Source organism: Bradyrhizobium sp. USDA 4354 (genome assembly GCF_054060315.1).
In genome coordinates this window covers 3,955,398-3,973,623 of the sequence record NZ_JBSSDC010000001.1, presented here as the reverse complement: position 1 = coordinate 3,973,623, position 18,226 = coordinate 3,955,398, and the positions used below count along the sequence as shown (strand labels likewise).

The window sequence follows — 18,226 nt, the reverse complement described above, 5'->3', positions numbered from 1 at the left end:
GGTCGGGCAATATCCGCACCCGTTTTCCCGACCAAATCGGGAATTTTTCCCGATCAACCTGAAGCGCGATAAGATCATCGCGCTTCAGGTTATTATTTGAGCATGATCCTCTCGGAAAACCGCTTCACACTTTTCCGGCTCATGCTACGGCCGCGATCAGGCGTTCGCCGTCGGAATCAGCGCCTCGACGGTCAAGCCGCCGTCGCCGGAGACGACATTGAGTGTGCCGCCCAGCGCCAGGATCCGCTCGCGCATCCCGACGAGCCCGAAGCCGAGCTTCTGGCCCGGCTCCATGCCCCGGCCATTGTCGCTGACCCGCACCCGGGCGCATGCCCGACCGTCACGCCCCTGCTGTTGCACAGGCTCGATGACGACATTGACCGATGTCGCGCCGGCGTGGCGGAACACATTGGTGAGCGCCTCCTGCACGATGCGGTAGATGGTGAGGTCGGCGGTCTCGCCGGTTGCGCCTAGCGCCGGCGAGATCACGGTCTCGATCGCGACGTCGGGATGCGACTCCCGCCACAGCCGCGACAGCGATTCGAGCGCCTGGCGCAGGCCGAGCTCGGCAAGGCCCACGGGCCGAAGGCGCTCCAGCACGCGGCGATTGAACTGCTGAAGTGCATTGAGCTGCTCCAGCATGGCGCTGCCATGTTTTCGCACGGCATCCGCACTCGGCGCGCGTCCGTCCGCCAGCTTCGCCAGCGCGCTCGCATGCGCGCGCAGCGAGAACAGATAAGGCCCGAACTCGTCATGGAGCTCGCGCGCAATCTCCTTGCGCTCGATGTCCTGAAGCGACACTGCACGCTCGGCAAGACGCCGCTTGTCCTCGACCGCCTCATGAAGCGTCGCGGCAAGGTGGTTGAGCTTGGTGCAGATCGCAGCGAGCTCCGGCGCGCCGCCCGGCGCGACACGAGCCTCGTAATGTCCGCCTTCGAGCTTCCCCATTGCCTCCGCCAGCGACTGGAGCGGTGCCAGCGCCCGGCCGACCACATTCATCATCAAGAAAAACAGCGCCACCGCGATCATCGAGCCGACCTCGAGCTGGGTCACGATGCCGTCCCAGATCTCGGCGATCTCGTCGTCGGGATGCGAGGTGATGACGAGTGAGCCGGGCTTGCCGCGGATCGAGACCGGCACGTTGACCGCGGTCTGCTCGGGATGAACCAGGCTGACGAACCAGGCCGGCGGGCCGCGCGTGTCGGCGTCGGCGTCAGGCCGGGGCGGCGTCAGCGGATCGCCTCCGGCGTCCCGAAGCGTGATGCTGACATGGCGCAGGCGGCTGAGATCGCGGGCGATCTGGTTCAGCCGCGCGTCCGGATCGGGCGCCTCGTTCAGGTCCGCCACGATCATCTCGATGAACTCTCGGGCAAGGCGGATCACGCTCTGGTCCTCGGCCTGCACGCGCGGGCCAGCCTCGGCGACCTGGCGGCCGATATTGACCGCGAGCCCCAGCGCCAGCAGCAGCGCCAGCAAGAGGTTGATGCGCCCGCGCAAGGATAGATTTTGCCACATGGGTCTCGCTCGTGCTCCGCGAAGGTTTTGCCCGCGCCTGTCCGACGACATTGACAGAGGCGAAGCGGCGGATATCTAATCGGAAGCGTACAGCAATCCCGGCCGGGTTGCATGAGGCGACATGAGACGCGCAGCTGCTCATGCCGGCAACATGCGGCAGAGAACAGGCAAGTTCTATCAGGGGAACAGGCTGTCGCGGGGAACGCCTATGCGCATTCTGATCGTCGACGATCATCCCATCGTCGCCTCCGGCTGCCGTGCCGTGCTGGCCGACGAAGGCGAGATCGAGATTTTGGAGGCCGCCGACGCCGAAGACGGCGAGTGCGTCTTCATCGTCGAACGCCCCGACCTCTGCATCATCGACATCAACCTGCCGACCGTCTCCGGCTTCGAGCTCGCGCGCCGCATCCTCGAGCGCGCGCCGGAGGCCCGCATCATCATGTTCAGCATGAACGACGACCCTGCCTTCGCCGCGCGCGCGATCGAATGCGGCGCCAAGGGCTACGTCTCCAAGACCGGCGACCCCGACGATCTCGTCGAGGCGATCCGCGCCGTCGGGGGCGGCGGGACCTACCTTCCGACGGCGATCGCGCGCAGCATCGCCTTTGCCGGGCCGGCGCTGGCGCAAAGCCCGCTGTCGAAGCTGAACGCGCGCGAGATGGAGATCCTGCGGCTGCTCAGCGCCGGCAAGAGCCTGTCCGAGATCGCCTGGCTGGTGCAATCGTCCTACAAGACGGTGGCCAACACCTCCTCGATCATGCGCCAGAAGCTCGGCGTGAAGACCTCGGTCGAGCTGGTGCGGCTGGCGATCGACAGCGGCGTCGCCTGACATCGCCACAAATTTCGGTCACACAAGCGTTGCAATGTTGATTGCGGGTGAGATGCCACGGAGCTCTAGGGCATGACGATTCAGACTGTCTCGACGAACAAATCCTATGGCGGCGTGCAGGGCGTGTATCGCCATGCCAGCCAAGCGACCGGAACCGACATGGTGTTCTCGGTTTATGTTCCGCCACATGCCGACGGCGCCAAGCTGCCCGTGGTCTGGTATCTCTCCGGGCTCACCTGCACGCATGCCAACGTCACCGAGAAGGGCGAATTCCGCAAGGCCTGCGCGGAGCTCGGCCTGATCTTCGTCGCGCCCGACACCTCGCCGCGCGGGCCCGACGTGCCAGGCGACGCCAACAACGCCTATGATTTTGGTCTCGGCGCCGGTTTCTATGTCGACGCGACGCAAGAGCCGTTCGCGCGCAACTATCGCATGTGGAGCTATGTCACCGACGAGCTGCCGAAGCTCGTGGCGGATAACTTTCCCATCGATGCCAAGCGGCAATCGGTGATGGGCCACTCGATGGGGGGCCATGGTGCGCTGACGGTGGCGCTGCGCAATCCGCACCGCTTTCGGGCGGCCAGCGCGTTTGCACCGATCGTGGCGCCCTCGCTCGTGCCCTGGGGCATCAAGGCGCTGACCGGCTATCTCGGGCCGAACAAGGACGCCTGGCGCAACCACGATACGGTGGCGCTGATCGAGGACGGCGCGAAATTCTCCGGCTTCCTGGTCGACGTCGGCGATGCCGACAATTTCCTGAAGGAACAGCTCAAGCCGGAGCTGCTCGAATCCGCGTGCAGCAAGGCCAACATCCCGCTGACGCTGCGGCGCCAGGCGGGCTACGACCACAGCTATTATTTCATCTCGACCTTCATCAGCGATCATCTGCACTGGCACGCCGCGAGATTGACGGCGTGATCTTACTTACCCTCCCCCTCCAGGGTAGGGCTATCGCATATGGGCGAGAGTGGAGAGAAGGAAGTCGTTATTCCATCTGGCCTGGAGCATTTTGTGGCTGATGCGCGCGGGACCGGGCGTTGCCTGCAGGGCATTGATGGCCAGCTTGCGAATAAGAGCGAGATTTTCCGCAGCGTGATCCTTGCGGCTGCGGCAGGCGTCCTCGTCGAACAGAACGTCGAGAACCCAGTGCAGGTTGTTCTCGATGCTCCAGTGGGCGCGCACGGCCTCGAGCAGCTTTTTGGCCGACAGCAGGCGCGAGGCCAGGAAATATCGGACCGTATGCTTGGCGGTCTTGCCCGAGTTGGCGCGCCAACTGTCGATGCGGCCGACGGCGGCGATAGCAGGGAAGTCGTATTGCTTCGCCAACTGTGGCGCCGGCGCGATGATGGCCTGCCGGCGTTCGATGCGGCCGTGGGCGGTGGCCCTTCGTTGACTCGCTCGCGCAGCCTTTCGGGCTGTGTCGACCAGCGTCTTGGCGGCCTTGAAGAGCCGGCCACGATTGCTCTTGATGGCCAACACGTAGTGCCCCTTCCGGTCGCGGATGGCTTGCGCGGTATCGGGCCGGCAATGCAAGGCGTCGGCGGTGACAAGAGCTCCGTCCAGATCGAGCAGCGCGAGGACTTCGAGAGCTCCAGCAACCTCGTTGCGATTGGGGGCCTTCCGCTGAGCCAACGCCATACGCGTGCCGGCCGCCCAGACGTTGACCATATGCAGCGGCGTGGCCTGCCGGCCACGCGCGAAGGCTCCGCGCAGAGCCTTGCCGTCGATGCTGACCACGCCCTCGATGCCGAAGCTCTTGCTGAACTTGCGCAAAACCGCTTCCAGACCTTTCGGGTCCAGCGCACGGAAGACGTTGCTGAACGTATCGTGGCTCGGAATACCGTGCCTAAGCTCCAGGAATCGCCGCAACAGTTCCTCGCGGCCTTGGCCGAAGAACTCGAACTCGGTGCAGGTCTTGGCGCCAGCCAGCGTAGCCGCCAATGCAATGACAAGGATATCCACCAGATCGTGTCGGCTGTTGCTGGCGCGCGGATCCTTGAGCGGTCGAAACAGGCGCTTGAGCTTGCGCATTTAGGGCTCCCTCGGGAATCGAGAGACACCCAAAGAATCCAGTTCCAGCCGCTTGGCAACACCCCGCCAACGCCATATGCGATTCCCCTACCCTCCAGGGGAGGGTAAGAGTCCCCTACTCCGGCTTGCCGTAATTCGGGGCCAGCAGGCGGTTGCGGATCAGGTAGCTCATCGTACGCGTCCAGGATTCGTCGGTGTTGCCGCGCATGTCGGCGCTGGCGGCCGCGATCATGTTGCCGGTCTTCACGTCGCGCAAATAGATGTTGAGATTGATGATCAGGTTCGAGACCTTTTGCACCAGGCCGGTGATCTCCAAATCGGCGCCAAGCTGGCCGGCGAGCTTGAGGTCGCAGCCGCCGCAGGCCTGCAAATTGGCGTGACGGGCGGCGTCCCTGACCGGAGCGATGTCGAGCACCTGGAACCGGCCCGACTCTGCCAATTCCTTGCGCAGCTGCTCGCTGATGCGCTCCAGCCGCGCCTCTTCCGGCTTGGAGCCGTAGAACTCGCCGGGCAGGCTGGTATCGATCAGCTCGAAATCGAACACCGCGAGCTTGGGCGGATCGGCGAGCGCGGCCGACCCCGTCACCAGCAAAGCCGCGAGACATATCAATGCTCGCATGATCGTGATTCCCGGCCTCGCGCGCGCAAGGACGAAATGCGGGGTTGCATGCCCTGACAAATTGGTCATGCTTGAAGCAGAGACAATTCTTCACCGGCGGTCAAGCCGGGGAGATCGTCTGGAGGAAACATGATCCGATGGTTGGCCGGCCTGATCGGCTTTGGTCTTGCTGCGACGAGCGCGCTCGCGGCCGAGCCTGTCCTGATCGGCGTCGGCTATCTCGGAATCGCCGGCACCAGATCGACGCTGTCGCTGGTCGAGCAGCCCGCGGAGAATGACGGCGTCGCCGGCGCCCGCCTCGCCATCGAGGACAACAACACCACCGGAAAATTCACGGGGCAGCGGTTTTCGCTGGAAGAGCGCCGCATCAAGGAAGGCGAGGACGTGGCGCAAGCCGCAACCGCGCTCGCCGAGAAGAACAGCTTCATCATCGCCGACCTGCCGGCCGATGCGCTCTTGAAGGTCGCCGACGCCCTGCGCGACCGCGGCACGCTGCTGTTCAACGCCGGCGCGATCGACGAGCGGCTGCGCGAGGCCGATTGCCGTGCCAACGTCATCCACACCGCGCCGACGCGCGCGATGCTGGCGGATGCGCTCGGTCAATACCTGGTGTGGAAGAAGTGGTCGCGCTGGCTGCTGGTGGTCGGCTCCCATGACGAGGACAGGCTGTTCGCCGATGCCTTGAGGCGGACAGCAACGCGGTTCGGCGCCAAGATCGTGCAGGAGCGCACATTTGAAGACAAAGGCGGCGCGCGGCGCACCGACTCGGGCGTCACGCAGATCCAGCGGCAGATGCCGGTGTTCACGCAACAGGCGCCCGCGTATGACGTGCTGGTCGCCGCCGACGAGAGCGAAGTGTTCGGTGCGTACCTGCCCTATCGCACCTGGGATCCGCGGCCGGTCGCGGGCTCGGCCGGGCTCGTGCCGCGAAGCTGGGACGCATCGCAGGACCAGTGGGGCGCCATCCAGATACAGAACCGCTTCGCCAAGCTGAACTCGCGGCGCATGACCGCGCTCGACATGCAGGCCTGGACCGCGGTGCGCATGATCGGGGAAGCCACCTCGCGCACCAATTCCGGCGACGTCAGGAAGGTCACCGACTTCATCAAGGGCCCGGACTTCTCCGTCGCCGCCTTCAAGGGGACGCGGCTCACCTTGCGCGACTGGAATCTGCAGCTGCGCCAGCCGATCCTGCTGGTCGACGGCCGCATGGTGGTGTCGGTGTCGCCGCAGGAAGGATTCCTGCACCAGGTCTCCGAGCTCGACACGCTCGGCTACGATCGCCCGGAGAGCAAATGCAAGCTGAAGTGAGCGAGGTGAGATGAAATCGAGCAGCCGCGACAATGACGGTGCGCCCCCTCCCCCGCAAGCGGGGGAGGTGAACGCAGCCCGCGGACAGATGTCGTTTATGTTGAGGGCAGCTTTGCTGGTGGCACTAGCGCTCGTCGCAGCGCCTGCGCATGCGTTCATTGCCTATGTCTCGAACGAGAAGAGCAACACGGTCTCGGTGATCGACACCGACAGCTGGACGGTGACCAAGACCATCAAGGTCGGCCAGCGCCCGCGCGGCATCGAGTTCACGCGCGACGGCAAGTTCGTGATGGTCGCGGTCGGTGACGACGACACCATCCAGGTGATCGATGCGAAGACACAAAGCGTGGTCGACAGCCTGCCCTCCGGCCCCGACCCCGAATTATTCGCCCAGGATGCCGCCGGCAAGATCCTCTATGTCGCCAACGAGAACGACAACACGGTGACGGTGATCGACCTCGAGAAACGCGCCCGCCTCGGCGAGATCCAGGTCGGCGTCGAGCCCGAGGGCATGACCATCAGCCCCGACGGCAAAACGCTGATCAACACGTCCGAAACCACCAACATGGCGCATTTCATCGACACGGCGTCGCGCCAGATCGTCGCCAACGTGCTGGTCGATGCACGCCCGCGCTTTGCCGAGTTCAAGCACGATTCTTCGGAGGTGTGGGTGTCCTCGGAGATCGGCGGCACCGTCTCGATCATCGATCCCAGGAAGCACGAGGTGATCGGCAAGGTCACGTTCGAAATCCCGGGCCTGCGGAAAGAGGCGATCCAGCCGGTCGGCATCGGCATGACAAAGGACGACAAGACGGCCTTTATCGCGCTCGGCCCCGCGAACCGCATCGCCGTTGTCGATGTCGCCACGCGCAAAGTGACGAAATATCTCCTGGTCGGACAGCGCGTCTGGCATGTGGCGTTCACGCCCGACGAAAAATACCTGCTCACCACCAATGGCGTCTCCAATGACGTCTCCGTCATCGACGTCGCCGCGCAAAAAGTGATCAAGACCATTCAGGTGGGTGAGCTGCCCTGGGGCGTCACGATCGCACCATGACCAGCCCTGCCCCGATCGCCGAACCGCATGAGACGCCGAGGCCGGAAGCGGCCGCGGTGCCGGCGCTGTCGATCGACGGCGTCAGCCATGCTTACGGCGCGCGACGGGCGCTGACCGACGTCTCCTTCAGCGTGCAGCCAGCGAGCTTCACGGCGTTGCTCGGCCTCAACGGCGCGGGGAAGAGCACGCTGTTTTCGCTGATCACGCGGCTGTTCGGTATCAAGTCTGGCCGAGTCTCCATCTTCGGGCATGACATCAGCAAGCGCCCTGGCGAGGCGCTGCGGCTGCTCGGTGTCGTGTTCCAGCCGCGCACGCTCGATCTCGATCTGTCGCTGACGCAGAACCTGCTCTATCACGCCGCGCTGCACGGCATCAGCCGCCGCGAGGCCGCCGCGCGCAGCGCCGAGCTGCTCGGCCGCATCGGACTCGCAGACCGCGCCGGCAGCAAGGTGCGCGACCTCTCGGGCGGTCAGATGCGGCGGCTGGAGATCGCCCGCGCGCTATTGCACCGGCCGCGCCTCTTGCTGCTCGACGAGCCGACCGTCGGCCTCGACGTCAAGGCGCGCGCCGACATCATCAGCCACGTCCGCCAGCTCGTCACCGAGCAAGGCATCGGCGTGCTCTGGGCCACGCATCTGTTTGACGAGATCGTGCCCGGGGATGATCTCGTGGTGCTGCACCAGGGCAAGGTGCTGGCGCAGGGGCCAATGAGCCGCGTCATCGCGGAATCCGGCGCGCAGGACGTCAACACCGCCTTCATGCGTCTGACCGGCGCGCAAACCATGCCGGGAGGTGGCGCATGAGCAGCATCACCACGCGCCGGGCGCCGCGCGGCTTCTCGGCCCAGGAGTACCTGACCTGCCTTACCGGCATCGTCTGGCGCGAGGGTCTGCGCTTCCTGCACCAGCGCGAGCGCTTCGTCTCGGCACTGGTGCGGCCGCTGGTATGGCTGTTCATCTTCGCCGCCGGCTTCCGCCAGGTGCTCGGCATCTCCATCATCCCGCCTTACGAGACCTACATCCTCTACGAGGTCTATATCGCGCCCGGGCTGATGGCGATGATCCAGCTCTTCAACGGCATGCAGTCCTCGCTGTCGATGGTCTATGACCGCGAGATGGGCAATATGCGCACGCTCTTGGTAAGCCCGCTGCCGCGCGGGTTCCTGTTGTTCTGCAAGCTGCTCGCGGGCACTGCGGTGTCGCTGCTCCAGGTCTATGCGTTCCTCTTGATCGCCTGGCTCTGGGACATCACCCCGCCCCCATCGGGCTATCTTACCGTGCTGCCGGCGCTGATCCTGTCGGGGCTGATGTTGGGCTCGCTCGGCATGCTGATCTCCTCCGGCATCAAGCAGCTGGAAAACTTCGCCGGCGTGATGAATTTCGTCATCTTCCCGATGTTCTTCGCCTCCTCCGCGCTCTACCCGCTCTGGCGGGTGCAGGAGGGCAGCCCTTATCTCTACTATCTCTGCGAGGCCAACCCGTTCACCCATGCGGTCGAGCTGATCCGCTTCGCACTTTATGGGCAGATCAACTGGATCTCGCTGGCGGTGGTCGCGATCTGCACAATCGTGTTCATGATCGGCGCGATTTTGGCCTATGATCCCTCGCGCGGGCTGGCGCGACGCGGGCCTGCGGGAGGCGAAGGATGACGGTTCGGGTTCTGGCGACGGCTGTTCTGGCGCTCGTTGTAGCGAGCACGGCCGCGCGCGCGGCCGATCCACGCTATCCGGACTGGCCCTGCACGCAGGCCAAGGTGCCGGAGATCTCGCTGGCCGCGGTGTGGGCCGGTCCGCCGCTCGACGACGTCCAGAACAAATGGAAGGACGACGCCAGGATCAGCGCGCTGGTCGCAAAGCTGGCGGCGCGCAAGACGCCGCTGGAGGAAGCCGAGAAGTCGGTGAAGGAGTTTTTCGCCTCCTCCGCGTCTGACAAGACGGCGAACGCCAAGCTGCTGTTCGCCGGCCTGTTCGACACGCTCAACGCCCAGCGTTCCCAGGTCATGAACGGGCTCGAACGCGTCAGCCGCAAGCAGCGCGAGGCTGCCGACAAGATTCGCGAGGAGACGCTTCAGCTCCACGCCCTGCAAGGCGCGACTCCGCGCGACGAAGCCAAGGTCGAGGCGCTCAGCAACGAGCTGATCTGGAAGACCCGCATCTTCGAGGACCGCCACAAAGTGGTCCGCTTCGTCTGCGAGGTTCCAACCACGATCGACCAGCGCCTGTTCGCGCTCGGGCGCGTGATCCAGCAGGAAATGGAATAGCGGCGGCCACGCGCGACGGGTTCCCGCGATCGCCGTGGGAATCGTTAACTTATTCGCGGCGCCATCTGCCGGAACCAAATCGATCTAGGATGGCTTGTCGAAGTGAACTCCAGACGTCGGGAGGCCTCGATGGGAACAAAAAGATTCATCTTCGCGGGCGCTGCAGCCCTCAGCATGCTCGCAACCAGCGCCCTTGCTGACGATATGACCGGGATGATCACGCGGATCGATCGGCTCAACGGCACGATCTCGATCCAGCAGACGCAGAAGGGTACGGTCGGCGCCAGCGCAGGCAGCGCCGGCGCGCTCCAGGAGTACAAGGCGAAAGATGCCGCGATGCTGGACGCCGTCCATGCCGGCGACCGGGTGAGCTATTCCGCCACCGAGACCAACGGCACGGGCACGTTGACCAAGTTGCAGAAGCAGAAGCCGTAGCACTGTCTCCAACCTCTCCCCGGGTACGGGGAGAGGCCGCATCGCATTCAATCGTTACTGGTCCGGGCGCGGCTCCGGCTGCGCTTCCTCGGTCGGAAGTTTTGCTCCCTCCCAGCCGTCGGTGCCGTCCGGATACCAGGCGACACTGGAATAGCCGTACGCCAATGCGCGCTTGGCGGCGTTCCAGGACATCCAGCAGTTGGCCAGACAGTAGATCACCAGCAGCGCGGCCCTGTCGCCGCGCGAGGCGCGCGCGAGGCCGCGCTGGAGATAGTCGTCCATCGCCAGTGGCAGCGTGCCGTAACCGGTGTCCGGCAGCCATAGGCTACCCGGAATGTTCTTGCGCGGCGCGGCGCGCCACACCGTGCCTACAGGAAGGTTCTTCGGTTTCGGCGGGCGCGGCATCACGTCGATGAAGGCACCGCTGTTGGCGCGCCAGATCGCCTCCGCCTCCTCCGTCGTGAGCACGCGCGCACCAGCAAGCGTCGCCGGCACCGGCGCGCGATAATTATCGGTGCGATAGCCCTCGGGTTCGAACGGCTCCTGCTGCTGCGCCCACGCCGGTGCCACGAGCAGGGCAACGACGATCACAGCGGCAAGAGGCCGTCTCATGGCGTCTTTTTGGCCGTCTCCGCGCCGAGCGGCCGATCGCTGTCGTCCAGCAGCGGCACGCCGAACTCGAGCAGGATCTTGTTGATCTCGCCCTGGTTCTCCTGGATCAGCCTGTTGAGCTGCCGCTTCCAGTTCTGGTCGGCGGGCCGCACGCCCATGCCGATGCGATAGACCAGCTTCGGCCCGGTCGTTTCCTTCACGAGCGGCGTGACGTGGAGCGAAGAACCGACCTTCTTCGCATAGTAGCCGGCCATCGGTCCCCACAACACGCCGGCGTCGATCTTTCCGGCGGCGAGGTCATCGATCATGGCCTGCGCCGAATTGTCGAAGCGCGTGTCGATCATCAGCGGATAGGGCTTTGCATCGCCCATCAGGCCGGCCAACGCCATGTTGGTCGCCGGCGGCGTGCCGGCGACGATGCCGACATGCTTGCCCTTCAACTTCGGATCCGCGAGCGTGTCGACATCCTCGAGCCCGCTGCCGGTCTTCGCGACCAGCGCATAGGTCGTGCGATAGTAGGGATTGGTGCCCTGCACGAGATCGTCGCCCTGCGGGAAGCCCATGATGACGTCGCAGCGATGCGCACCCAGCGTCATCCGCACGAAACCGGTGGCCTGTGGAAAGAAAACATAGTCGAGCTTCTTCTGCAGCTTGGCCGCAAGAAACTCGGCGAGCTTGTTCTCGAACCCCTCGCCCTTTTCGTTGGAGAACGGCAGATTGCGCGGATCGGCGCAGACGCGCAGCACCTTGGGATCGACCAGCTCGAATGAGAGATCGCCGGTCTCGTTGGTCTGCGCGATGGCGATATCGCCGAACGCACAGGATACGACCACGACCCACAATGAAAACAACCAGCGACGATGTCGTCCGGCCTGCATCATCGCGCTTCCTCCTCGTTTTGGTTGGATGTTATCCATGCAACACATGACGCGCCATGTGTGCCAACTTTGTGCTGGCTTCGCTTTGTTGCAGTGCAATGAGACAAGCCCTTTGAACTGAGGCGGAAAAGTGTCTCGCATCGCTCTCGTGATCGCAGCCTTGTCCCTGGGACTCGCGACGCTAGCACGCGCCGGGGCGGCCGAATTGCCTGTGAGCGAAGTCGCACCTGGAATCTTCGTACACTCCGGGACCATCGCCCTGATGACCCGCGAGAACGAGGGCGACATTGCCAATGTCGGCTTCATCGTGGGCGATGAGGCCGTGGCCGTGATCGACACCGGCGGCAGCCTTCGCGAAGGCGAGGCGCTGCTGGCCGCCGTGCGGGCCCGTACGCCCAAGCCGATCCGCTATGTCATCAACACCCACGGCCATCCCGACCATGTCTTCGGCAATGCCGCCTTTGTTGCGGAGGAAGTGAGCTTCGTCGGTCATAGCAGGCTGCCACAGGCGCTTGCGACGCGCGGGCCGTTCTATCTCGATAATTTCCGCCGCATCATGGGCAGCGAGTTGATCGATCCCATCAAGATCATCGCCCCGACCCTGCTGGTTTCGGACACGACGATCCTGGATCTCGGATCGCGGCGCCTGACCTTGCGCGCCTGGCCGGCCGGACACAGCGATAACGACCTGATCGTGTACGACGAGACGACCAAAACCCTGTTTGCGGGCGATCTCGTCTTTCTCCGCCACATTCCGGTCATGGACGGGAGCATCCGCGGCTGGCTCGACACATTGAAACGGCTTGAGCCGATCCCGGCGCTGCGGGTCGTTCCTGGTCACGGCCCCGTGAGCGACTGGCCTGCCGCACTGACCGATGAATTGCGCTACCTGTCAACGCTGCTGTCCGACGTCCGCACGCTGAACAAGAGCGGCGAGCCGATCCGCGCCGCCGCGGACAAGGCCGCCGCATCGGAACGACCGCGTTGGCAGCTGTTCGACGACTACAACGCCCGCAACGCAACCGCAGCATTCTCGGAAATTGAATGGGAATAGCAGGCGCGCTAGGCTGTACCGAACGATATACGTCCGCAGGACCATGACCATGACGGGGTGCACACGCCGCCTGACTCTCGCCGCGCTCCTGCTCGGCATCGCTTTCGCGATGCCGGCGCAGGCTGAAGAGGCCCACGATCCCTGGCCGGGCCTGGTGCAGGACATCTTCAGCAACCGTCCGATGAACGACGGCAGCGCCGTCATCGGCATCGAGATGCCCTATCGCGCCGAGGATGCGGCGATCGTGCCGGTCACCTTGCGCAGCAAGCTGTCGCCCGGCGACAGCAGGCGTATCCGTTCGATCACGCTCGTGATCGATCGCAATCCCGCGCCGATGGCGGCGAGGTTCGAGCTCGGGCCGGACGCCAATGTCACGGAGATCTCAACGCGCGTGCGCGTCAACAATTACACCGACGTGCATGCGGTGGCCGAGCTCAGCGACGGCCAGCTCTATGTCTCGAAAGTCTATGTGAAGGCCTCGGGCGGCTGCTCGGCGCCGGCAGCAAAGAATGTCGAGGAGGCGCGGAATCGGCTCGGCCAGATCCGCTACCGGCAGTTCGCACGCGAGGAGGCGCCGGCAAGCCGCGTGCGCGAAGCGCAGATCATGATCGGCCATCCCAACAATTCCGGGCTGCAGATGGACCAGGTCACGCAGCTCTATATTCCCGCTTTCTTCATCAACCAGTTGAAGCTGACCCAGGACGACAGCCCCGTGCTCTCGATGGAAGGCGGCATCTCGATCTCGGAAGATCCCAACCTGCGCTTCATCTATGTCTCCAACGGAGCCAAGCGTTTTCGCGCCGAGGCGAAGGACACGGATGGGCACGTGTTCCGAAATGAATGGGACGTGGAGAAGCCGGGGACCTGAGGCGAAGGAGCACCCTCCCCTGGAGGGGGAGGGTCGGCTCACATGGAGCGTAGCGAAATGTGAGACGGGTGGGGTGACGGTCTCTCCCCATCCAACAGCGCCCGAGTGGAGAGATCACCCCACCCCGCTCGCGCTGCGCGCGATCGACCCTCCCCCTCCAGGGGAGGGTTAGACACCGCGGCGCAATTTAGAAACACCTCACCTCGGCTTCCGCCTGCGCGCGGCGCAAATCATTCACCGCAGAGTTCGCCTGCTCCGAGGTCCGGAACTGGACGCCGAGATTGCCACGCACTTGCGACATGCTGAGCGCGGTCTCTGCGGTAACATAGCGCTCGTAGGGCATGATCGAGGCGACCACGTCGATCGAGCAGGAACATTGTTCGATTGCGGTCCGCGTCTCGCCATTGGCCTTGATGCAGCCATAGACATATTCCGCGCGCGCTGAGGTCGGATAGTCATTGGCCTGCTCCGCCCGCGCCACGCACGCGGTAGCCGCCAATACCGCCAATGCGGCGACAATCGGTCGTAGCCGTCCGGCCAGATTCATGCGCGTCCTCCCGCTGGTTGCGACCAAGGCTATGCTATGCCTATTGTCCTGAAAAGCACTCTGTCAGAGGAAACGGCTCACAAGGTGATGAGAGTTTTGGGACGAACATTGGCACTCGCGACGACGCTCGTGCTGACGCTGGCCGCACCCGGCCGCGCCGCGGATGCGATCCGCCTTGCGGTGCAGAAAACCGGAACATTCTCGTGGGAGCTGGCCGCAATCCGCAGCGCCGGCCTCGACAAGGAAGCCGGCCTGTCGCTGGAGGTCACCGAGCTCGCGAGCACCGAGGCCGGCAAGATCGCGATGCGCGCCGGCAGCGCCGACATCATCCTGTCGGACTGGCTGTGGGTGTCGCGCGAGCGTGCGCTGGGCGCCAAGCTCACCTTCTATCCTTATTCCAGCGCGCTGGGCGCGGTGATGGTGCCCGCCAATTCGCCGGTCAAGACGCTCGCCGATCTGAAGGGCCGCAAGCTCGCCGTCGCCGGCGGGGCGATCGACAAGAGCTGGCTGCTGCTCCAGGCCCGGATGAAGCAGGACGGCATCGACCTGAAATCGGACGCGACCATCGTCTATGGCGCGCCGCCCCTGATCGCCGCCAAGGCGCTCGACGGCGAGATGGATGCGAGCCTCAATTTCTGGAATTTCTGCGCCCAGCTCGAAGCCAAGGGTTTCAGACGCCTCACCGGGATCGAGGACATTTTGCCGAAGCTGGGTGCCACGGGTGCTGTCTCCGCCGTCGGCTACGTCTTCGACGAGACCTGGGCCGCGAGCCATCGCGACGCCGTGGCGCGCTTCATCGCGATGACCCGCAAGGCCAAAGAGCTGCTGGCGACTTCGGACGCAGCCTGGGACAAGGTCGCGCCGCTCACCGGCACGACCGACCCGGCCATGCTCAAGACCTACCGCGAGCGCTATCGCGACGGCATTCCGCGCCGGAGCATCGACGACGAGGAGAAGGACGCGCGCGTGCTCTACCGCGTGCTGGCCGAGATCGGCGGACGCGATCTCGTGGGTCCGGCAGCCGAGCTCGACCCCGGCACCTTCTATCACGCAGTCCCCGGAGACTGAGGTGCTGCGCCTTCTGTCGTTCGCCCTCTTCCTCGTGGTCTGGTGGATCGCCGCGTTGTTCGTCGGGGGCGCAAAGCTGCCCTCCCCGGCGGCCGTGCTCCAGGTCATGATCGCGGAGGCCTCATCGGGCGCGCTGTTCCTGCATCTCGGCGCCACGCTGGCGCGCGTCGCGCTCGCCTTCGTGCTGGCGATGTCGCTCGGCAGCGCGATCGGTTACCTGATGGGACGGATCAAGCTCGCCGACCGGCTCGGCGATCCCTGGCTGATCCTGCTGCTCAATCTGCCCGCCTTGGTCGTGATCGTGCTGGCCTATATTTGGGCTGGCCTCACCGAGGCTGCCGCGATTGCGGCGATCGCCATCAACAAGCTGCCGACCGCCATCGTCACCTTGCGCGAGGGCACCCGCGCGCTCGACCGCTCGCTCGACGAGATGGCGAGCGTGTTCGCGATGCCGCGCTGGCGCGCCTTCCGCCACGTCGTGCTGCCACAGCTTGCGCCCTATATTGCAGCCTCCGCGCGCTCCGGGCTGTCGCTGGTGTGGAAGATCGTGCTGGTCGCCGAGCTGCTGGGACGGCCGAACGGGGTCGGCTTCGAGATCGGCGTCGCCTTCCAGCTGTTCGACACGCCGCGGCTGCTGGCCTATTCGCTGACCTTCGCCGCCGTCGTGCTCGTCATCGAAACCTTGCTGGTGCAGCCGTTCGAAGCCCGCGCAAACAGGTGGCGGCCACGTGCGGCTTGAGGTCGAGATATCGGGCAAGACCTTCAGGAGTGCCGCGGGCGGAACGCACGAGGTGCTGGCGCCGGTCAAGTTCGCGCTTCAATCCGGCGAGGTCGGCGTGCTGATCGGCCCGTCCGGTTGCGGCAAGAGCACGATGCTGCGCATCATCCTGGGACTGGACCACGACTTTACAGGCCACGTCGCGCGACCGCAGGAGGCGCGGATTGGCATGGTATTCCAGGAGCCGCGGCTGCTGCCGTGGCGCTCGGTCGAGCAGAATGTACGGCTTGCGGCACCGGACATTTCCGACGCGAAGCTGTCAGAGCTATTCCGGATCCTGGAGCTGGAAGCGCATCGCAGCCACTTCCCCGGCGAACTGTCGCTCGGCCTTGCTCGCCGCGTCGCACTGGCCCGCGCCTTCGCAGTCGAGCCCGATCTCCTGGTGCTCGACGAGCCCCTCGCCTCGCTCGACGATGCGCTCGCTGGCCGTTTGCGCGACGAGATCGCAACGCTGGTCGCGAGCCGTCCGGTGATGACGCTTTTGGTGACACACAGCCTGGACGATGCAGTGCGCCTGGGTGACCGGCTGTTCTTCCTATCGCCGCGGCCAGCGCGGATCGTGGCCGAGGTGCCTATCGGCATCCCGCGCGGCACACGCGGCGAAGCCGAGATTGCGGCGATCAAGGCCGGCCTCGCCCAACGAACTCAAGGCGACCGTACTGAGCGGGATGTCTCATAGCCGGTCGCCTGGCGGACGTGCTAGACTAAAGCGCGATGAGATTTCGATGAATCGTCATCGCGCTTTAGGTTGTTGTTTGCGCACGATCTTTCCGGAAAACCGCTTCGCACTTTTCCGGATCATGCTTTAGGCCGGCGGCGGAGCTGATGATGACGCGGACGGTCGCCTTCGCAACGCTTGGTCTTGCAGCGCTTAGCCTCACACTCGTTGCGACGACGGCGGGCGCGCAGGACATGATGCGTGACGTCGACCTCACCTCCCCCGCGATGGTCTCGGCCGAAATGACGCGGCCAGAGGTCGAGGCCGTGCTGGCCAAAGCGAGCGCCGCGCAACCTGCCGATTTCACCGGCAAACGCCTGTCGGGTCTCGATCTCTCGGGGCTGGACCTATCCAACGCGGTTCTCCGCGCCGCGCGGCTCAACAAGACAATCCTTCGAGCCGCCAGGCTTGACGGTGCGATCCTCGATCAGGCTTGGCTGCTGGATGCGGATCTTACCGGCGCAAGCCTGAAAGGCGCCAATCTGTTCGCCTCGCAAATGGCCCGCGCGCGTCTCGACGGCGCGGACCTGTCAGGAGCGCGCATCGCTGCCGACCTCACCGGCGCAAGACTGGTCGGCGCCTCGATCGCGGACGCGCATCTTGGCGCCGACATGCGCAACCAGTCGATGGGACTGATGCGCGCGGTGCTGAGATCCGCCAATCTGGAACGGCTGAACGCGCGCAACGCCGATTTGTCGCGCGTCGACCTCGAATTCGCAGTTCTCAGGGGCGCCGATCTGAGCGGCGCATCACTGAAAAACGCGCAACTCGGCGGAGCCGATCTGACCGGCGCCGTCGTCATCGACGCCGATTTCGACGGCGCCGATCTCGTCTCGGCGAAGCTGATCGCACCGAACGGCCTTGACCGCGCCAAGAATTTCGACAAGGCAAAGAATCGCGAGCGCCTGATCAGGGAATGACGGCGCCCTTTGGGAGGATTGGCTGATGCGTGAGGTTCTTGCTTTGATCGCGTTGTTGACGCTTGCCGGCGAAGCCGCCGCGCAGACCAAGGGCAAGGGCATCCGGCTCTGGAATCTGACGACTGAGACGATCTCCGGCTTTCAGCTCTCACCGGCCGGCAATACCGACTGGGGTCCGAACCAATGCTTGAACGACAAGGACAAAGAGGTCGACCACGATGAGCGGCTGCGTATCACCGGCGTCGAGCCCGGCCGCTATGATGCCAAGGTCAGCTATCCCAATGCGCGGCAGTGCATCGTCCGCGATATCGAGATCAGGGCGGATGCGGTGTTCTCGATCGCCGACAAGGATCTGAAGGACTGCACGAAGTAGCGTTTGAATAGATTCTTGGAATAGATTCTTGCGCGTCATGCCTTGTCGTTCGGGTGCGGATATTCGCAACGCCACCGCACTGCCTGCCACTTCGGATGCTCGCCGACCCATTGCGCGATATAGGGCGGCGCGGCCATCACGCATTGGCGGGGCGACCCGGAATAGTTGAACACCAGATGCTGCTCCTCGCAGGTCGCAGGCGAGAGCACCGCACAAACAGTCACCACCAGGTCAATCGGGTTCATGCCGGAGTCCTCTCGCAAGGGGCGATGGAAGATTAGACTAGCACGAAGGCTTACGTTCCAGGGAGCGGGAAGTTTCAAACGGAGTGAGGGACGGTACAGGGAACTGCAG

Annotated in this window: 22 protein-coding genes; 15 read left to right on the top strand and 7 right to left on the bottom strand. The window is 64.6% G+C overall.

Going from position 1 to position 18,226, the window contains the following annotated elements; genetic code table 11:
• Positions 1–156 precede the first annotated feature (156 nt).
• Complete coding sequence (locus ACVIIV_RS18105; protein ID WP_456745363.1) at positions 157–1,515, bottom strand: histidine kinase; 1,359 nt, start codon at positions 1,513–1,515, stop codon at positions 157–159.
• Positions 1,516–1,723: 208 nt separating this feature from the next.
• On the opposite strand from ACVIIV_RS18105, the gene ACVIIV_RS18100 reads away from it, so the two are divergent.
• A complete protein-coding gene (locus ACVIIV_RS18100) occupies positions 1,724–2,344 on the top strand; it encodes a response regulator (RefSeq protein ID WP_008562541.1) in 621 nt (206 codons plus the stop codon).
• Positions 2,345–2,416: 72 nt separating this feature from the next.
• Entirely contained in the window at positions 2,417–3,262 is an 846-nt protein-coding gene (fghA, locus tag ACVIIV_RS18095; protein WP_456745362.1) for an S-formylglutathione hydrolase, read from the top strand.
• A gap of 30 nt (positions 3,263–3,292) precedes the next feature.
• Here fghA and ACVIIV_RS18090 read toward each other — a convergent pair whose 3' ends face one another.
• Both ACVIIV_RS18090 and ACVIIV_RS18085 read right to left on the bottom strand, forming a co-directional pair.
• The gene (locus ACVIIV_RS18090; protein WP_456742802.1) at positions 3,293–4,375 is read right to left on the bottom strand and encodes an ISAs1 family transposase; all 1,083 of its coding nucleotides are present in this window, start codon (positions 4,373–4,375) and stop codon (positions 3,293–3,295) included.
• 115 nt (positions 4,376–4,490) lie between these two features.
• A complete protein-coding gene (locus tag ACVIIV_RS18085) occupies positions 4,491–5,063 on the bottom strand; it encodes a DUF3280 domain-containing protein (RefSeq protein WP_456745361.1) in 573 nt (190 codons plus the stop codon).
• A gap of 60 nt (positions 5,064–5,123) precedes the next feature.
• Between ACVIIV_RS18085 and ACVIIV_RS18080 the strand changes: the two genes are divergently transcribed.
• From ACVIIV_RS18080 to ACVIIV_RS18055, 6 genes are all read left to right on the top strand, one after another.
• The gene (locus ACVIIV_RS18080; RefSeq protein WP_456745360.1) at positions 5,124–6,305 is read left to right on the top strand and encodes an ABC transporter substrate-binding protein; all 1,182 of its coding nucleotides are present in this window, start codon (positions 5,124–5,126) and stop codon (positions 6,303–6,305) included.
• An 88-nt stretch (positions 6,306–6,393) separates the two neighbouring features.
• Positions 6,394–7,362 carry a YVTN family beta-propeller repeat protein gene (locus ACVIIV_RS18075; protein ID WP_456745359.1) on the top strand — a complete coding sequence of 323 codons (969 nt, stop codon included), beginning with the start codon at positions 6,394–6,396 and terminating at the stop codon, positions 7,360–7,362.
• Positions 7,359–8,165 (top strand): ABC transporter ATP-binding protein, encoded by an 807-nt coding sequence (locus ACVIIV_RS18070; RefSeq protein WP_456745358.1) that lies wholly within the window; start codon positions 7,359–7,361, stop codon positions 8,163–8,165. The genes ACVIIV_RS18075 and ACVIIV_RS18070 overlap by 4 nt, the downstream gene beginning before the upstream one ends.
• Entirely contained in the window at positions 8,162–9,010 is an 849-nt protein-coding gene (locus ACVIIV_RS18065; RefSeq protein ID WP_456745357.1) for an ABC transporter permease, read from the top strand. The genes ACVIIV_RS18070 and ACVIIV_RS18065 overlap by 4 nt, the downstream gene beginning before the upstream one ends.
• A complete protein-coding gene (locus ACVIIV_RS18060; protein ID WP_456745356.1) occupies positions 9,007–9,621 on the top strand; it encodes a hypothetical protein in 615 nt (204 codons plus the stop codon). The genes ACVIIV_RS18065 and ACVIIV_RS18060 overlap by 4 nt, the downstream gene beginning before the upstream one ends.
• A gap of 129 nt (positions 9,622–9,750) precedes the next feature.
• Positions 9,751–10,056, top strand: coding sequence for a copper-binding protein (locus ACVIIV_RS18055; protein WP_100232881.1), 306 nt, complete (start codon positions 9,751–9,753; stop codon positions 10,054–10,056).
• Between the two features lie 54 nt (positions 10,057–10,110).
• Here the strand turns inward: ACVIIV_RS18055 and ACVIIV_RS18050 are convergent, their stop codons facing one another.
• On the bottom strand, positions 10,111–10,668 hold the full coding sequence (locus ACVIIV_RS18050; protein ID WP_456745355.1) for a PQQ-dependent catabolism-associated CXXCW motif protein: 558 nt from the start codon (positions 10,666–10,668) through the stop codon (positions 10,111–10,113).
• Positions 10,665–11,549 (bottom strand): substrate-binding domain-containing protein, encoded by an 885-nt coding sequence (locus ACVIIV_RS18045; protein ID WP_456745354.1) that lies wholly within the window; start codon positions 11,547–11,549, stop codon positions 10,665–10,667. Before ACVIIV_RS18045 ends, ACVIIV_RS18050 begins: the two co-directional genes overlap by 4 nt.
• 127 nt (positions 11,550–11,676) lie before the next feature.
• On the opposite strand from ACVIIV_RS18045, the gene ACVIIV_RS18040 reads away from it, so the two are divergent.
• The gene (locus ACVIIV_RS18040) at positions 11,677–12,600 is read left to right on the top strand and encodes a quinoprotein relay system zinc metallohydrolase 2 (RefSeq protein ID WP_456745353.1); all 924 of its coding nucleotides are present in this window, start codon (positions 11,677–11,679) and stop codon (positions 12,598–12,600) included.
• A gap of 49 nt (positions 12,601–12,649) precedes the next feature.
• Positions 12,650–13,468, top strand: coding sequence for a quinoprotein dehydrogenase-associated SoxYZ-like carrier (locus ACVIIV_RS18035; RefSeq protein WP_456745352.1), 819 nt, complete (start codon positions 12,650–12,652; stop codon positions 13,466–13,468).
• Between the two features lie 187 nt (positions 13,469–13,655).
• On the opposite strand, the gene ACVIIV_RS18030 is transcribed toward ACVIIV_RS18035, so the two are convergent.
• On the bottom strand, positions 13,656–14,015 hold the full coding sequence (locus ACVIIV_RS18030; RefSeq protein ID WP_456745351.1) for a hypothetical protein: 360 nt from the start codon (positions 14,013–14,015) through the stop codon (positions 13,656–13,658).
• Positions 14,016–14,102: 87 nt separating this feature from the next.
• On the opposite strand from ACVIIV_RS18030, the gene ACVIIV_RS18025 reads away from it, so the two are divergent.
• The 5 genes from ACVIIV_RS18025 to ACVIIV_RS18005 all read left to right on the top strand — a co-directional run bounded on the left by ACVIIV_RS18025 (position 14,103) and on the right by ACVIIV_RS18005 (position 17,872).
• The gene (locus ACVIIV_RS18025) at positions 14,103–15,083 is read left to right on the top strand and encodes an ABC transporter substrate-binding protein (RefSeq protein WP_456748765.1); all 981 of its coding nucleotides are present in this window, start codon (positions 14,103–14,105) and stop codon (positions 15,081–15,083) included.
• Position 15,084: 1 nt separating this feature from the next.
• Positions 15,085–15,822 carry an ABC transporter permease gene (locus ACVIIV_RS18020; protein ID WP_456745350.1) on the top strand — a complete coding sequence of 246 codons (738 nt, stop codon included), beginning with the start codon at positions 15,085–15,087 and terminating at the stop codon, positions 15,820–15,822.
• A complete protein-coding gene (locus tag ACVIIV_RS18015; protein ID WP_456745349.1) occupies positions 15,812–16,540 on the top strand; it encodes an ABC transporter ATP-binding protein in 729 nt (242 codons plus the stop codon). The genes ACVIIV_RS18020 and ACVIIV_RS18015 overlap by 11 nt, the downstream gene beginning before the upstream one ends.
• A gap of 149 nt (positions 16,541–16,689) precedes the next feature.
• On the top strand, positions 16,690–17,499 hold the full coding sequence (locus ACVIIV_RS18010; RefSeq protein WP_456745348.1) for a pentapeptide repeat-containing protein: 810 nt from the start codon (positions 16,690–16,692) through the stop codon (positions 17,497–17,499).
• A 25-nt stretch (positions 17,500–17,524) separates the two neighbouring features.
• Positions 17,525–17,872 (top strand): hypothetical protein, encoded by a 348-nt coding sequence (locus ACVIIV_RS18005; RefSeq protein ID WP_456745347.1) that lies wholly within the window; start codon positions 17,525–17,527, stop codon positions 17,870–17,872.
• 35 nt (positions 17,873–17,907) lie between these two features.
• Here ACVIIV_RS18005 and ACVIIV_RS18000 read toward each other — a convergent pair whose 3' ends face one another.
• Positions 17,908–18,117 (bottom strand): hypothetical protein, encoded by a 210-nt coding sequence (locus ACVIIV_RS18000; protein WP_018642677.1) that lies wholly within the window; start codon positions 18,115–18,117, stop codon positions 17,908–17,910.
• Positions 18,118–18,226: the final 109 nt, after the last annotated feature.